This window comes from Pedobacter sp. MC2016-24, from assembly GCF_015223055.1.
In the GTDB taxonomy this organism is placed as follows: Bacteria; Bacteroidota; Bacteroidia; order Sphingobacteriales; family Sphingobacteriaceae; genus Pedobacter.
The window spans coordinates 215,390-230,879 of record NZ_JADFBX010000006.1 but is presented as its reverse complement, the minus strand read 5'-3'; the positions used below and the strand labels follow the sequence as shown (position 1 = coordinate 230,879).

13 protein-coding genes and 1 tRNA gene are annotated in these 15,490 nt (G+C 42.6%); 2 read left to right on the top strand and 12 right to left on the bottom strand.

Annotated elements, in window-relative coordinates; translation table 11 throughout:
* Positions 1–4 precede the first annotated feature (4 nt).
* Positions 5–964, top strand: coding sequence for an arginase (rocF, locus tag IM797_RS16435; RefSeq protein ID WP_194128238.1), 960 nt, complete (start codon positions 5–7; stop codon positions 962–964).
* A gap of 94 nt (positions 965–1,058) precedes the next feature.
* Positions 1,059–1,577 (top strand): hypothetical protein, encoded by a 519-nt coding sequence (locus IM797_RS16430; protein WP_228098906.1) that lies wholly within the window; start codon positions 1,059–1,061, stop codon positions 1,575–1,577.
* A 38-nt stretch (positions 1,578–1,615) separates the two neighbouring features.
* Here the strand turns inward: IM797_RS16430 and IM797_RS16425 are convergent, their stop codons facing one another.
* From IM797_RS16425 to IM797_RS16370, 12 genes are all read right to left on the bottom strand, one after another.
* Positions 1,616–1,927, bottom strand: a complete 312-nt coding sequence (locus IM797_RS16425) for a hypothetical protein (RefSeq protein WP_228098905.1) — start codon at positions 1,925–1,927, stop codon at positions 1,616–1,618.
* A gap of 202 nt (positions 1,928–2,129) precedes the next feature.
* Positions 2,130–2,201, bottom strand: a tRNA-Glu gene (locus IM797_RS16420).
* A 104-nt stretch (positions 2,202–2,305) separates the two neighbouring features.
* The gene (dnaA, locus tag IM797_RS16415) at positions 2,306–3,736 is read right to left on the bottom strand and encodes a chromosomal replication initiator protein DnaA (RefSeq protein ID WP_194128237.1); all 1,431 of its coding nucleotides are present in this window, start codon (positions 3,734–3,736) and stop codon (positions 2,306–2,308) included.
* A gap of 193 nt (positions 3,737–3,929) precedes the next feature.
* Positions 3,930–4,613, bottom strand: a complete 684-nt coding sequence (locus IM797_RS16410) for a pseudouridine synthase (RefSeq protein ID WP_194128236.1) — start codon at positions 4,611–4,613, stop codon at positions 3,930–3,932.
* A gap of 217 nt (positions 4,614–4,830) precedes the next feature.
* The gene (locus tag IM797_RS16405; protein ID WP_194128235.1) at positions 4,831–6,093 is read right to left on the bottom strand and encodes a murein hydrolase activator EnvC; all 1,263 of its coding nucleotides are present in this window, start codon (positions 6,091–6,093) and stop codon (positions 4,831–4,833) included.
* A gap of 27 nt (positions 6,094–6,120) precedes the next feature.
* Positions 6,121–6,993 (bottom strand): cysteine synthase CysM, encoded by an 873-nt coding sequence (gene cysM / locus IM797_RS16400; protein WP_194128234.1) that lies wholly within the window; start codon positions 6,991–6,993, stop codon positions 6,121–6,123.
* Entirely contained in the window at positions 6,993–7,805 is an 813-nt protein-coding gene (gene epsC / locus IM797_RS16395; protein ID WP_194128233.1) for a serine O-acetyltransferase EpsC, read from the bottom strand. Before epsC ends, cysM begins: the two co-directional genes overlap by 1 nt.
* An 8-nt stretch (positions 7,806–7,813) precedes the next feature.
* The gene (locus IM797_RS16390; RefSeq protein ID WP_194128232.1) at positions 7,814–9,271 is read right to left on the bottom strand and encodes an aminoacyl-histidine dipeptidase; all 1,458 of its coding nucleotides are present in this window, start codon (positions 9,269–9,271) and stop codon (positions 7,814–7,816) included.
* A gap of 83 nt (positions 9,272–9,354) precedes the next feature.
* On the bottom strand, positions 9,355–10,698 hold the full coding sequence (locus IM797_RS16385) for a deoxyguanosinetriphosphate triphosphohydrolase (protein WP_194128231.1): 1,344 nt from the start codon (positions 10,696–10,698) through the stop codon (positions 9,355–9,357).
* 58 nt (positions 10,699–10,756) lie between these two features.
* Positions 10,757–11,959, bottom strand: coding sequence for a DUF763 domain-containing protein (locus tag IM797_RS16380; RefSeq protein ID WP_194128230.1), 1,203 nt, complete (start codon positions 11,957–11,959; stop codon positions 10,757–10,759).
* 52 nt (positions 11,960–12,011) lie between these two features.
* Complete coding sequence (locus tag IM797_RS16375; RefSeq protein ID WP_194128229.1) at positions 12,012–13,193, bottom strand: hypothetical protein; 1,182 nt, start codon at positions 13,191–13,193, stop codon at positions 12,012–12,014.
* A 127-nt stretch (positions 13,194–13,320) separates the two neighbouring features.
* On the bottom strand, positions 13,321–15,465 hold the full coding sequence (locus IM797_RS16370; RefSeq protein ID WP_194128228.1) for an IPT/TIG domain-containing protein: 2,145 nt from the start codon (positions 15,463–15,465) through the stop codon (positions 13,321–13,323).
* Positions 15,466–15,490 lie beyond the last annotated feature (25 nt).

Below are 15,490 nucleotides of genomic sequence, written 5' to 3'. Positions count from 1 at the left end.
ACTTATGCAGAGAACGATAAAGCTGGTTAAAAACAGATCTGATATTGGTGCCGGAACACGTGGATCTGACATGGGCATAGACGCAATTGAAATTGCAGCCATCAATAAGGGAAGTGATTACTTTAACAAATTCAGTACCTTAGACGTGGAGACACACAATGAAACGATATATAATAAAGACAGAAATACATTTGCAAAGCGGATTGAACATGTACTGGAGCAGTGTACAAGGGTTGCTAAAGCCGTTGAGCATAGCATAACAGCCAACCATTTCCCCCTTGTGTTCTCAGGAGACCATTCTTCTGCTTTGGGCACAATCAGCGGGATAAAAGCTGCTCATCCTGATCAAACATTAGGTGTGATCTGGATTGACGCACATGCCGATCTGCACTCACCTTATACTTCTCCTTCGGGAAATATACACGGTATGCCATTAGCGGCAGCTTTGGCTAATGACAATTTAAATTGTCAGCAAAACAAAGTTACCGGAGATACGCTCGCATTATGGGACAATTTAAAGGCCATAGGAACACCTGCTGCGAAATTGAAAGCAGAACACCTCATCTACTTTGGAGTTCGGGATACAGAATATGCAGAAGATCACCTCATTCACAATTTAGGAATAAAAAATTACAAAGTTGAAGAGATCCGTTTCAGGGGTTTAGCAAAATGTATTGAAGAAGCACTGGATAAATTGACTGATTGCGATCTGCTTTACATTTCTTTTGATGTAGACAGTATGGACTGTGATTTAATTTCCTGTGGCACAGGTACTCCAGTCGCCAAAGGCTTCGATCAATTTGAAATCATAGCCATTATCGAAAGTATTGTTGAATCAGGGAAAGTGGCATGTCTTGAAGTTGTGGAGGTTAACCCTTTGCTAGACAATAGAGGCAATAAAATGGCCGAGACTGCCTTTGACATATTGGAGCAGGTTACATTAGGTATCGAGGCGAATCTTTAATACATCTGGTTCCATTGACGTACGTTTTTCTAAATGTTAAAACAACATGTAGCGCAATTTACATTTTACTCGTTTAGTAAGAAAAACACCTATTATGAACCGAAACCTTTATTTATTGATAGTGCTACTGCTTGGTAGCAGCTTTATTTCCTGCAAAAAAAGTGATATTACCCATGAAAGCGACTATGACAAAAGCTATAAAAGCTGGGTGGCTTTCAAAACTTCATCCAACAATTCGTATCGTTACAAAGTGTCTTTTACCTCGTGGACAGGATACAGTACCGAGACTGTAATTACAGTAAAGGATGGTAAAGTTGTCGGCCGTTCTTACGTTGCAAAAACCGTTGAGCATCCATCCAACTCAGTGCTGGTACGCGAAGAATGGACTGAAGATGAAAGTACGCTCAACACCCACGCCAACGGTGATCCCTCTGCTACTTTGGATGAAATCTATGATCGGGCAAAAAACCAGTGGTTATTGAAAAGAAAAGATGCAGAAGTTTACCTGGAGACGAAAAACAATGGAATGATTTCTTCTTGCGGATTTGTGCCGAAAAATTGTGCTGACGATTGTTTTAGAGGAATCCACATCAGTTTGATTGAAGCCATGTAATTGCTCCGGGTTCCACCAGATCATGAACCGGCTAATGATTACCTGGATTTGAAATTATAGATCTCACTGCCCTTCCATAAAATATATCCCAATTTGGCACACTGCCTGGCCACTTCAGATTCTACAACCGGAGGGACATCGTTTACAATTTTCCAGCGAATGGCATATTTGCTGTTGTAGCTCATATAGACCACCAGATCTTCACAATCCCATGAATCTTCCAGTTCATCCGTTAATGACGCCTGAAGCTCCGCTGCCACACGGACAAGCCTTTCGTTCATCACCTTAGATAAGGGTGCCCCAGGCTTGATATCAGGTTCTATAATTGCGAGTACAGTAATTGTCATCATAGGTAGTAATCAGATGCCGCTAATATTGCCATAACAAAGCAAAGCTGCAAATATTAAGACCTATTTTTAAGCGCTTAGCGGCTTACATGCTGGCTAGCAGCGAGAAAAAATAAAGCAGTAGCTTTTGATGGCTTTCAAGATAAAGTTAGCAGAAAACAAAGCCAAAAAAAAGCCTCGATGTTGATGTAACATCGAGGCTTAGTAGCCCGCAGGGGAATCGAACCCCTATTTCCAGAATGAAAATCTGGCGTCCTAACCGGTAGACGAGCGGGCCATTCCGTTTTGGTGATGCAAAGGTAATAATCGTTTTTAATTATGCAAACTTTTATGTGAAAAAAAATCAAATTATTTTTGCCAAAAACGCCCTTGCAAGCCTAATTAACTCATTTTTAGCTTCTTCTCGATATCATTCACGTAAGCTCTGAATTTCTTATCTGTCTGAATTAAATCTTCTACTGTCTGGCAAGCATAAATCACAGTAGAATGATCACGACCACCAAAGAAAGCACCAATGGTTTTTAACGAACTCTTGGTCATACCTTTAGACAAATACATCGAAATCTGACGGGCCTGTACCACCTCACGTTTACGGGTTGGTGCTTTTAACAAATGAACTGGAACCTCAAAATAATCGCATACCAGTTTTTGGATATAATCCATGGAAACTTCTTTCGTGGTATTTTTTATGAAGTTCTTCAGCATAGATTTTGCCAATTGCAAATCGATCTCTTTTTTGTTCATGGTAGACTGCGCCAACAGGGAAACCATAGCGCCTTCAAGCTCACGTACATTGTTGTCGATGTTGTTTGCTACATACTCTACTACCTCATCAGGTAAATCAATACCATCAGCATACATTTTCTTTCTCAGAATTGCAATCCTGGTTTCCAGCTCAGGAATTTGCAGGTCTGCAGATAAACCCCATTTGAAACGACTTAACAAGCGCTCTTCCAAACCAGAAAGGTCTTTAGGCGCCTTGTCAGATGTAATGATGATCTGTTTGCCTGATTGGTGTAAATGGTTAAAGATATGGAAGAAGATATCCTGTGTTTTTTCTTTCCCGGCAAAGTTGTGTACATCATCCATAATGATGACATCCATCGCCTGGTAAAAATTAACAAAGTCATTGATCGTGTTGTTTTTCAAAGACTCTACAAATTGTTGACAGAACTTTTCACAGGAAACATAAATCACCAGTTTATCCGGTAAACTTCTTCTGATCTCATTGCCAATTGCCTGGGCCAAATGCGTTTTACCTAAACCCGAAGCGCCATAAATCATCAGCGGGTTAAATGAGGTTGCTCCTGGCTTAGCCGCTATAGCGTGTCCGGCTGATCTGGCTAAACGATTACAGTCGCCCTCTACATAAGATTCAAATGTATAGGCCGCGTTCAACTGCGGGTCTACATTCATTTTTTTCAAGCCAGGAATCACAAATGGATTCTTGATATCGCGGTTAATGTTAACCGGTACAGGCATCGATTGTTTCCTATTGTTAGCACCATTGCCATTTGAAGGCATATTGGTGGTATAAGGTAAAGCACCATTGGTAGATTTATCTACCACAATATTGTACTCCAACCGGCCTTCATCTCCTAGCTGCTGCTTTACAGTCTTACGCAACAGTCCAACATAATGCTCTTCCAGCCATTCGTAAAAGAATAAACTTGGGACCTGCACAGTCAAAACCCTATCTTCAAGTTTAAGAGCTGATATCGGTTCGAACCAGGTTTTGAAGCTCTGGGCCGGGATATTATCCTTAATAATTTGGAGACAGTTATTCCATACTTGTGTACAAGTGATCTGCATATTTTATTCTTTAATTTTTATGGTTTACAATATTAAAACAGCGAAGCGACCCGCCGTTTTGGGAGTGCGAAGATCATAAAATTTACCAACATTTAGCCATAAAATCTGAGCTTTTTTATAACTCTTTCATTTGCAAAAGAATAGAAAACATACCCAACAAGAAACTTGTGGATAACTAACAAATGTGGTTAAGTTATCCCCATTCCATTAAATCCATTACCCGGTAAAACTCAGCTTGTGGCTTGGCTGTTAAATGAACCTTTTCCTTGCTTACGGGGTGTATAAAAGACAATTCAGAGGCATGAAGTAACATGGTGGTCATGTCCCATTGCTCTTTAAACAGCTTATTTTGTTTATTACAACCATGTTTACGATCGCCTATGATCGGATAAAAAATATGTGCAAAATGTTTACGGAGCTGGTGCATACGCCCGGTAGTTGGCGTCGCTTCAACCAGGGAGTACCTGGAGGTTAGGTGCTTACCAAACGGAACAGCCAGCTCCGCACGTTTCAAGGTTATAAAGGAGGTAAAAGCTTCCTGTATTGTACCGTTCTCTTTCGCTAAAGGATAGTCAATTTCCAAATGGTCCGGGCTATGCCCCCTGAGCACGGCGAGATACTTCTTTTCTACTTCACCATTTTGGAATTGCTGGTGCATGGCAATCTCTACGTCTTTCTCAAAAGCGAACAAAAGCAGTCCGCCTGTTTTGCGGTCTAAACGATGTACCGGACTCACGTGACGATTGATTTGATCTCTCAACAACTGCAAAGCGAATTCCTTTGCATCATTAGCAATAGACGATCGGTGCACCAATAAGCCATGCGGCTTATTAATCGCAATTAAATGATCGTCCTGATAAACTATTTCTAAACTCATTTTACAACTTAATTCCAATTATTTCTCTACAATTCCGGATTGAGCCTTCGGTAAAGCCGGCACACAAAAAGGTATAAACAAGGAACATAACAGGGGTATTGCAGGGCCCATAGGTCCTACAATACCCCTGTTATGTTCCTGTTATGTCCCTGTTATATTCCTTTCAGTGTGCCAGCTGTACCGAAGGATTTACCTACTGTCGGTACAAATGATCTGGCTATTTTGCAATCCAGGCTTCTGGATTTAGCTTCGTTTGGCCACGCATGATCTCAAAATGCAGAATAGGCCCATCTTCTTTTGAAGCAATTGTACCTAAAACCTGCCTGGTGTCCACTTTAGTACCTTTAGCCACACTAACGGTTTTTAAATTCTGATAAATGGTAAAGTAATCACCATGCCTGAGCGCAACAATATAAGTACCATAAAGCTCTTTCACAAACAACACATCCCCTTCAAATACAGCCTTTACTGCAGCACCTTGTTCTGTAAGGATGTTAATTCCGTCATTGGTATAATTGGCCTGACCCTCGGTATGGTTACCAAAGCGCTCTACAATCGAATATTGACCAACCGGCCATGGTAAGCGTCCCCTATTATTTTCAAAGCCCGCAGACAGCTTCGCTGCTTCCGGCGAAGTTGTCAGATAACTGCTGGTCGTTTTTTCCTTAGCACTGGCCACCGGAATAGGCCTTCCTTCCGCAGCAGCCTTTTGTGCAGCTACCCGCTCATCTTCTTCTGCTTTCTTCCGCGCAATTTCTATTTCTTTCTGGATTGCCGAACGAATGGCCCGATCAATTTCTGTTTGCTGCCATTTTCGTGAAGCGATGTCTTTTTTAAACCGCTGCTCCTGTTTGGCAATTTGACTCAACATCTCGGCCTGTTCCGTTTTATTCTTACCAAGCTTCACCTTTTCATGTTCCTGTTCGGTAAGTAAGGTACTTTTCTCTTTCAGGTTCTTATCGAGCACAACAATCTTATATTCAATCTTTTTCTTCGTCCCCTGGATGTAATCTGCCTGCTTTTTACGATACTGACCAAATTGCTGGAAATATTTAATGCGTTTATAAGCCTGATTGAAACTGTCTGATGAAAAGATAAACATCATTTTATCGTAAGCATTCTGATTGCGTTGTGCAAAGCGCACCATGCCGGCATATTCTTTTTTAAGTTCTCCCAGCCGCCCTTTCAATGTAGTTACCTCATTTGCGTTTTCATGAATCTGGTTGTCCAGGTTCTTCACTTCAGAGTTAATCACTGCGATCTTATTCTGCATGAGCCTGATTTTTGCATTAACAGCCCTGATCTGACCTAAAGTGAGTCTTTTACTACTCGAGGTCTCGTTCAGGTTTTTCTGCAGCATATCAATTTCACGCTGTATAGCTTCCTTACTTCTTCTGAGGTCAGCACTAGTGGTTTGAGCAAGGGCTACAGTAGTAAAAAAAGTAAAAAGCAAAATTAAAAAGGATCTTTGTGGCTTCATGTGTAAAACAAAAATAGCGAATTAGGGCTATCCAAACAAGTCGCTGCTCAGATAGCGGTCGCCACGGTCACAGGCAATGAATACAATCAGGCCGGTTTCCAGCTCCGAAGCCAGCTTTAAAGCCGATGCAAAAGCACCTCCACTACTCATTCCGGCAAAGATCCCCTCTACCCTGGCCAATTCCCTTGCTTTAAGCGTAGCCTCTTCCTGAGACACATCCATCACGCGGTCAACACGACTTGCATCGTAGATCTTTGGCAAGTAAGCAGCTGGCCATCTGCGAATTCCCGGTATGGAGGATTCTTCTGTAGGCTGGCAGCCCACAATCTGAATATCAGGATTCTGCTCCTTCAGGAACATAGAATTACCCATGATGCTACCGGTAGTACCCATAGAACTTACAAAATGCGTAATCTTTTGTTCGGTATCCCGCCAGATTTCTGGTCCGGTGGTTTTATAGTGTGCCAGGTAATTGTCAGGATTGGCAAATTGATCTAACAAAAAATACCCATTTTTATCGCGTTGTTCCTCGGCGTAGTCGCGACAAACCTCAATCGACTCCAGCAAAGTAACTTTTGCACCAAAAGCCTCCATCGTTAAGGTACGCTCGCGTGTTGAGCTCGCAGGCATCACCAATTCTATCTCCAAACCATAAATACTGGCAATCATAGCCAGAGCTATGCCTGTGTTACCGCTGGTGGCTTCAATTAAGCGGGTACCCTTTTTAACCTCACCACGCTCTATCGCCGAGCGGATCATATTCAGCGCAGCACGATCTTTCACACTACCTCCTGGGTTATTCCCTTCAAGTTTGGCAAAAATCTTTACGTTTGGATTGGGATTTAAATGCTGGATCTCTACCAGCGGCGTATTGCCTATGATGTCAATGATGCTCGCCATTACTTGTTTCCTTTGGTTTCGATTACTTTGATTGCTGATTGGTGATATACAGTAGAGCCGGCAGGAACACTCTTGGTGATCCAAACGTTACCTCCGATAATGGAATTGCTGCCAATGACAGTCTCCCCTCCCAATATCGTTGCTCCGGAATAGATGATGACATGATCTTCTATCGTTGGGTGCCTTTTGATATTGGCCATGTATTTCTCTACACTCAGGGCTCCTAATGTTACGCCCTGATACAATTTTACATGATTTCCAATAACTGTGGTCTCGCCGATCACCAGACCCGTTCCATGGTCAATATACAAATACTCACCAATAACAGCTGCCGGATGGATATCGATACCCGTTATGGAATGTGCATATTCGGTTAAAATCCTTGGTATAATTGGAATTTCAGCTTTTAATAAAGCATGAGCAATCCGATATAATGCTATAGCCAGAAAGCCAGGATAACTTCTAATCACTTCAAATTCGCTTTTGGCCGCCGGATCTCCCGTTAGAATAGCTTGAATATCGGTATTCATCCGACGGTATATCTCTGGGATCTGCTCAAAAACACCAGCGGCTACAGCGGCGTTGTCGCAGTCTTCACAAGCTTTGGTGGCATTTAGGATACGAATCAGCTCCACTTCCAGCTTGTGCATCATCCGTTTAATTTCATTAATTGAATAATCTGGTGTGGTCAATCGTTCCGGATACAACAAATTCATGATCTGGATGGCCCAATCGGCAATCTCCTGATTGGAGGGCACCGCCTCAATCAGCTTTTGTTTATTGTAAATATGAAGATAAAATTCCTCGTTCATTTGCGTTCTTATTTTTTAGCAGGGATTTGTTCAAGCACCTTTAACAGATAGCCCCAAAACTTTTGTACCGATGAAATTTGCACACACTCATCTGGAGAATGGGCGCCATGAATGGTCGGACCAAATGAGATCATATCCATACCAGGCAAATGGCCACCTAAAATACCACATTCCAGACCAGCGTGACATGCATTCACATCAGGCTCAGCATTAAAGATATCTCTATATAAAGAAGTCATTAAGTCAAGGATGGCAGAATCAGGGTTGGGTTTCCAACCTGGATAATCTCCACTTTGTGAGACATCGCAGCCCATAAGTGATAAAGCTGCACCAACAGCATTCGCGACGTCGGTCTTGGTACTTTCTACACTACTGCGTTGTAAAGACTGTGTCACAAACTCCCCTTTTCTTAAAATAACCCTGGCCAGATTAGATGAAGTTTCAACCAGATTTGCAATATCAGGACTCATTCTGAACACCCCGTTAGGTAAAGCGTAAATCGCCAATACAATTTTATCAAAATCGGCTTTACTAAGCGCAAAATCAGGTAGCGCTATTGGATTTGCACTGATGTTTAACCCCGCCTCTATAGATTGGTATTCAGCATGTATGGTTGCAGCAAATGTTTTCAGGAATTCAAGAAAGGTTTCCTTTTGTACTGCAGGAACAGTGATTATGGATTTAGACTCTCTTGGGATTGCATTTCTAAGACTGCCGCCGTCTATTTCTGACAATTGCAAACTAACAACCTGAGACGCTGCATGTAAAATGCGGTTCATGAGTTTATTCGCATTGGCCCTCCCTTTATGAATGTCCATACCGGAGTGTCCGCCCAGCAGACCTTTCACCACAATTTCAAACGCAATACCATCCTTATTAACAGCCTCTTGCTTATAATTATATATAGTATTGGTATCGATACCACCAGCACAACCAATGGTCAGTTCGTTATCTTCCTCTGTGTCCAGGTTAAGCAAGATGGTTCCAGATAAATTAGCGGGCTCCAGTTCGATGGCACCTGTCATACCTGTCTCCTCATCGATGGTAAATAAGGCCTCAATAGCCGGATGAACGATATCTTTAGCCGCCAGAATACTCATGATTGTAGCTACACCGATACCGTTATCTGCACCTAAAGTTGTGCCTTTGGCCCGTACCCAATCGCCATCTACATACATTTCAATACCTTGCGTATCAAAGTTAAAAACAGTATCCCCGTTCTTTTGGTGTACCATATCCAGATGAGATTGCAGGATTACCGTTTGTCTGCCTTCCATACCTACCGTAGCCGGCTTTTTGATCACCACATTACCAGTGTGATCCTGTATGGTTTCCAGTCCTAAACTTTCACCAAAATCAACCATAAACTGAATCACACATCCTTCTTTTTTCGAAGCACGGGGTACCGCATTGAGGTTTGCAAAATTATTCCAAAGGGATTGCGGTTCTAAATTTTTAACTTCCATGTTACTCGTTGTATCTGGCAAAGTTAAAATTTATCTTAAAATACGGTTTATTAATTCCAAACATGTTAAATCTATGGCATTTCTCAGCTCATAGAAGGAAAGGATATGCCTTTAATTTTCCGGAACAGTTCTACAGCGTAAATATCTGTCATACCTGAAACAAAATCCAGCACGCTCATGATTTTTGAATAAGCATCAGTGTCTTGGGTAAGAAATTGCTTAGGGATCAGTTCCACCAGTTTTTTGTGGTATTTTGATTCATTTTTCAGATAGGCCGGAATGAATTCTTCCAGCAAACCACCCATGACCTGGTAGCCAGCCACCTCAATTTGAACTACAGATGAATAGTTATAAATCCTTCTAATCGAGACTTTTTCAATTTCTTTCATTACAGACAAAAAAGGTTCTTCGATGGCATCCATCAGACTTTGATTGAACTCACCCGCCAGAATACTTTCCTGCGCATTGAAGAATACTTCAGAACACAAACCAATTAATGTACTGATTGATTTGGCCCGCATTAGGGTAATCTTAGCATCATCATCTTCCATCTCGGCCAGTCTTGCAGGCATACGTTCATCGCGGCATAAGGGCAACAACAATGCTTCGACTTCAGCGTAAGATAGAATTTTCAACCGATGCGCATCCTCCAGATCGATGATGTTGTAACAGATGTCGTCTGCAGCTTCCACCAGGTAGACCAGTGGATGTCTTTTATAAATCAGCGGTGCGTCCTGAACCTTGATCAAATCCATTTCCAACGCAATTTTTTCAAAGCCGCTTTGTTCGGCCTGGAAAAAGCCGTATTTCTTGGTATAGATATTCTTTTTATTGTGCCCGGCCAATGAAGCGCAGGGATACTTTGCGATGGCGGCCAGCGTTGCGTAAGTAAGCGCAAAGCCACCTGTTCCTTTTCCGGCAAACTGATGGGTTAAGATACGTAAAGCATTGGCATTTCCTTCGAAATGAATCAAGTCTTCCCACTGTCCTTCGGTAACCTCATCGCGATAGACGCGGCCATCACCAGTGGTAAAATAGTGTGAAATGGCCGATTCTCCGGAGTGACCAAATGCAGGATTACCTAAATCATGTGCCAGGCAGGCGGAAGCGATGATATTTCCAATTTCACACAATAGCGGACAGGAATCGTCGATTCCTGCATCCTGATCTTTGACTTTATTGTAAAATATGGTTCCTAAAGACCTTCCTACACTGGCTACTTCCAGGCTGTGAGTTAGGCGGTTATGAACAAAAACACTTCCCGGCAATGGGAATACCTGGGTTTTATTTTGCAATCTTCTAAAGGGCGAAGAAAAGATGATCCGATCATAATCCCGTTGAAATTCCGACCTTGACTCTTTCTGATTTCCGATAAAACGGTCTTCGTTTCCCCAGCGCTTAGACGACAATAACTTTTCCCAATTCATAAGGGCGAAGATAATTATTTATCGCTTAATGAAGCATTGGAGCCGTATTTTTTGAAATCTAAAATAAACGGAGCTGACTATCCTGTGGCGGCTTGGCATCACCAAAAACAGTTTTGCCGCCATACTTCCAGGAATCGTTGCGTTCTTTCTCAATCAAAGCATTGAAATTCTCGTTCGGGATAAAGTCCTGTTCTGCTCTTCGGGCCAGCACGCCCAATTGTTGTATGGCCTGTAGTTTATCACTCTGGCCTATTTTTGCCTGATGTACTGCCTTGCTGAGCACAGCAATGGTTTCGTCATACACTTTGACTGGCACTGGAAAAGGATGTCCGTCTTTGCCACCATGCGCAAAAGAAAAACGCGCAGGATCATTAAAGCGGGAAGGCGTTCCGTAGATTACCTCGCTGACTAAAGCCATGGACTGCAGGGTTCTGGGCCCCATACCCTCCAACAATAAAAGGGACTCGAAGTCGGCCGGCTGTTTTTCCTGGGTAAGCCACAACATTGCGCCTAACCTTTTCAAATCCACATCCTTTGCCTTCACATCGTGATGATTGGGCATAATCAATCTTCTTGCTTCAGCAATCATGCGGTCGGGGTGTTCTGTAGTCATGGCCAACATTGCGGTTTTAGAAGGCAAAGCAGCTTTAGCGGTCAAATTTAAAATTGGCCCCATGTTTTGTCCGCAAATCCCCGTATGCGGTTCCTCAACAAAAGAAGTTATTCCTGCGGAATGCCAATGGTACCTCCGCGCAGTTGAGCCAGAGGCACGCATGCCCTGCTGAACTACAGTCCATAGGCCATCGGTATTGACTATAAAATTATGCAGATACAACTGAAAACCATCCTGTACTGCGGTATTGTCTACCTTAGCACTTAACTTGCTGCAACGCACCAGTTCCTGCCCGTCGAGTCCGGTTCTTTCACCAAAACGCAACAATTCATCGGGCGTATTTTTTGATTTTTGACCTTTACCTCCACAGATATAAATCCCCAGCTCTTTGTGCAACGGATTAATTGCTGCTTTTAAAGAGCCCATCACTGAAGTGGTAATACCAGAAGAATGCCAGTCCATCCCCATCACAGCGCCTAAGCTTTGAAACCAGAAAGGGTCACTTAAACGACGCAATACCTCTGCTGTGCCATACTCCGCAACGATGGCTTCTGTGATGGCCAGCCCTAAACGGGACATGCGTTCGGCAAGCCATTTCGGCACCAAACCATAGTGTAACGGTAAATCAGCTGTTCCAGACCTCTTCATTGCTAACAAAATTAGTAATAAATCAGGAAACGAACGAATATAACGCTTAAAACTAATGAAGCCCTTGTAATATCAGGGCGATTTCCTTTAAAGATTTATTTCTGATTTTAAATTCCGACTTCGGGCTAATCTTGCCACTTTCATAGTAATCTACATTGTATTTACCTGTTGTTTCGCCTTTTGAAAACCATACCCCGTAGGCCTCCCACTCACTTTTGGCGAAATAACCAAGTGGGATGCCAGAAGATTGACTTACTTTTTCTGAAATGATGCCCAATAAAGAAAGGCTGTCCAGGGGAGCTTTGACGTACAATTGCTGCACCAATCTAAACACGATCTTGGTATACTTATCGTGAAGCTGCTCATCATCCTTCGGCATGCTGGTCATCTGCTCTACAAACAACTGATCATGGTGACTAAAATAAGTGATGGGTTTGTTTTGATCCAATTGTTTTACCTGATCAAAAGGCAGTTGTGTATAGTCAAGATGCAAAACATCTTTCTTCTGCGTATCGTAAAAGTCCAGGGTTCTCCCTTTTGGACTATAGCCGATCTTAACACCTCCCCGGCCCAGGCTTTCAATCGAATAGCCATTTGGTGATTCACGAACATCAATCAGTTCGGCATAATGCATGGCAAAAAGACCAAGTACCGTCCTTTCTGTCTTACCCGCTTTAACAAAACGTATGGCGCCCATACCACTATCGCCATTCTTGTCATCCACCAATTCCATTCCATCGAAAAGTTTACCATCCTGATAGGTATTCTTTTCCTGGATTACTGAGTAAGGACCCGACTCTTTTTCAGTTAACATATCCTTAAGATTGTCGTGATAGATCTGGTAAACCTGCGCGCCATCTTTGTAAAATGCATAGATTTTAAATTCCATGACACCACCAGGCTGTTTAAAAAAACCATTCCAGGGTTTTCCATCTTTCAAATCACCAATCAGATAATGGGCGTTCTTATCATCCAATTTAAAATATGGAACACTCTGACTATCTGTCAGGGACTTCATAATGAACAAATTCTTATTCAGCTCTTTAACAATTTTACCTGAAGCATCTATACAATCATAACAGCGGGCGTATTCCCTGGATTTTGAAGTATTGAGCTCACAACGAAAATCACTTTTTTGAGTACTTAGGTTGTTGCCGGCAGACAGGTACAGGTTTTCTTCTTGTGCAAAAACAGACATGGGCAGAATCAGGATTAGGAGGATTAATTTATACATAGGGATAGATTAGGAAAAGCCGTTGCTTTAAACAAAGCGTGCAAAAACGAGGCCATGAATAAAAAAACCGGACCGGCTACTGCCGGCCCGGAATCGAGCATAATCAAAAAGGAAATTCTTATTGTTTTTATTTTAGCGTAATTTTCCGGACAGCATTATTACCAGCATCAATCACGTAAAGGTTACCTTGTTTATCTATAACCATATCACCCATCAATCCAAATTTAGCTTCGGTTAGTGGTCCATCAACATTACTGCCATTGGTAAATGTTGCAATTGTAGTCACTTCTTTTGTCAGGATATTTATTTTACTGATCGAATAATTGTATTTATCCGCGACATACAGGTTCCCTGCTCCATCACTTACTACAGCAGTAATTCCTGAAAAACTACCTCCGGCAAAGCCAGATACTCCTGAAATATAATTATAAGTCACCACATAATTCTGGTCATAATTTGAGGTATATGATGTGTTACCGATAAACGCAGGCCGTGCTTCTTCTGCATAAGAAGATCGATTTGGCACTGATGTTTTAACACCTGCTTTATCAATTTTCCACATGCCGTCAAAGGAGCCCCTCTGAACATACAATATACCATTTTCATCGAAAGCCGACTTCAGCGCAGTGCCAAGTCCCGTTGCGAAAGTGCTAACCAGTCCCTGCGGCGTTATTTTACGAACGCCCTTATAATCACTCACAAATAGATTGTCATTGTCATCTATTGACATACCTGGATTGTAAGCAAACGAGAACTCGGCAGCAGTTCCCTGCCCATCGCTGTCACCACGTGCGCCAGAAGGGCTACCGGCAAATAAAGTTACTTTTCCGTCTGCAGCGATTTTCTTAATCCGGTGTTGTTCCGTTTCCAGCACAAATACATTTCCTTTTGAATCTACAACCAGACTGCTTGTTTTGTACCCGATTAAATTCAGGTCAGTATTTCCAACCCCACCGGCAATTGTACTTACTCCAGACCGGTTAAAATCAGCCGGAGCTAATGCAGAGAAACCATTTACAACAATTTTTAATGGTCCGGAACTAAATCCTTCTGGTACTATAACAACCAGACTAGTCGTTGTAACGCTCACTATGGTTGCAGTGGTGCCATTAAAGGTAACCAGGTTCTGACCAGTGCTGGTACTAAACCCTGTCCCTGTAATCGTCACTCGGGTACCAGGCAAACCACTCTCCGGACTTACTCTTGAGATCCCAAGACCTTGATCTTTAAAGTCCGGGCCCTGTGCCAGCTGCTCATTTACCCGCAGTAAAATTTTACCACTACCAGTATTACCTGGAATTCTCAAAGTAATTTTTGAAGCCGTTGCAGTCAGGATCGGTACATTTATTCCATTAATACTCACGTTATTTTCCTCAACAATCGCACTAAAAGTAGTTCCAGAAATGGTCATTGAGGTTCCTGCAGGACCACTCAAAGGTGTTACATTCAGGATTACAGGTAAGGGAACTACTGTAAACGCTGGCCCCACTACCTTTTGTTTACTTACAGTTACTGACACAGGGCCTGTTGTTACACCATCCGGGGCAATAACCACCAAATGATCGTCGGCTGCCTGTACTACCAGTGCAGCTTTACCATTAAAATCCACATAATTTCCAGCTGCAAGCGTTTCAAAACCCGAACCCATAATCTGAACCCTGGTACCTTTACCCCCTGTCAGGGGTTTTATACCCGTAATCGATTGAAACTTAAAAGTCTGTCCAGCAGACTCCTTTCCATTCACCACAACTTTTACCGGACCAGAGCCAGCACCAATAGGTACTTCAGCAACGAGCAAAGTATCTCTTGCACTCACTACCGTGGCCTCTTTATTGTTAATAAAAACCTTTGCGGGACCAGACAAGCTACTGAAACCGGCACCTGAAATGCGGATCAGCATTCCTTCACCACCATTAGCGGGACTGATTTTCTGCACACTCAATTCCTGGTAGGTATATTTTCCAATAGCTAAGGTTTCTCCATTAACCTGGATGGTCAGATCACCGCTTTGTCCACCTATGGGGGCTTGCACAATGATCGCCTCCGGCGTTACACTAACCACCTGGGCATTCTTACCGGAAAACGTTGCCGATACGGCGTCGATCTTGTTGCCGAACCCGGCACCCAATACAGTAACCAGTGTACCCTGAGCCCCACTATTGGGATAGTATTCTGTAAAGGATACAGGTTCATTTACCGGCCGGGTTGCATCCTTTTTACAAGCGGCAAATAGCAGCAGGATGATCGACAGACCATATAAGTGTTTTTTCATCTCTTTAAGCATATGTAAGTTCATC

Excerpts from the sequence above, each read along its gene's own strand:
- rocF (WP_194128238.1), top strand. The coding sequence starts at position 5 with ATGCAGAGAACGATAAAGCTGGTTAAAAACAGATCTGATATTGGTGCC.
- IM797_RS16430 (WP_228098906.1), top strand. The coding sequence starts at position 1,059 with ATGAACCGAAACCTTTATTTATTGATAGTGCTACTGCTTGGTAGCAGC.
- IM797_RS16425 (WP_228098905.1), bottom strand. The coding sequence starts at position 1,927 with ATGATGACAATTACTGTACTCGCAATTATAGAACCTGATATCAAGCCT.
- dnaA (WP_194128237.1), bottom strand. The coding sequence starts at position 3,736 with ATGCAGATCACTTGTACACAAGTATGGAATAACTGTCTCCAAATTATT.
- IM797_RS16410 (WP_194128236.1), bottom strand. The coding sequence starts at position 4,613 with ATGAGTTTAGAAATAGTTTATCAGGACGATCATTTAATTGCGATTAAT.
- IM797_RS16405 (WP_194128235.1), bottom strand. The coding sequence starts at position 6,093 with ATGAAGCCACAAAGATCCTTTTTAATTTTGCTTTTTACTTTTTTTACT.
- cysM (WP_194128234.1), bottom strand. The coding sequence starts at position 6,993 with ATGGCGAGCATCATTGACATCATAGGCAATACGCCGCTGGTAGAGATC.
- epsC (WP_194128233.1), bottom strand. The coding sequence starts at position 7,805 with ATGAACGAGGAATTTTATCTTCATATTTACAATAAACAAAAGCTGATT.
- IM797_RS16390 (WP_194128232.1), bottom strand. The coding sequence starts at position 9,271 with ATGGAAGTTAAAAATTTAGAACCGCAATCCCTTTGGAATAATTTTGCA.
- IM797_RS16385 (WP_194128231.1), bottom strand. The coding sequence starts at position 10,698 with ATGAATTGGGAAAAGTTATTGTCGTCTAAGCGCTGGGGAAACGAAGAC.
- IM797_RS16380 (WP_194128230.1), bottom strand. The coding sequence starts at position 11,959 with ATGAAGAGGTCTGGAACAGCTGATTTACCGTTACACTATGGTTTGGTG.
- IM797_RS16375 (WP_194128229.1), bottom strand. The coding sequence starts at position 13,193 with ATGTATAAATTAATCCTCCTAATCCTGATTCTGCCCATGTCTGTTTTT.
- IM797_RS16370 (WP_194128228.1), bottom strand. The coding sequence starts at position 15,465 with ATGAAAAAACACTTATATGGTCTGTCGATCATCCTGCTGCTATTTGCC.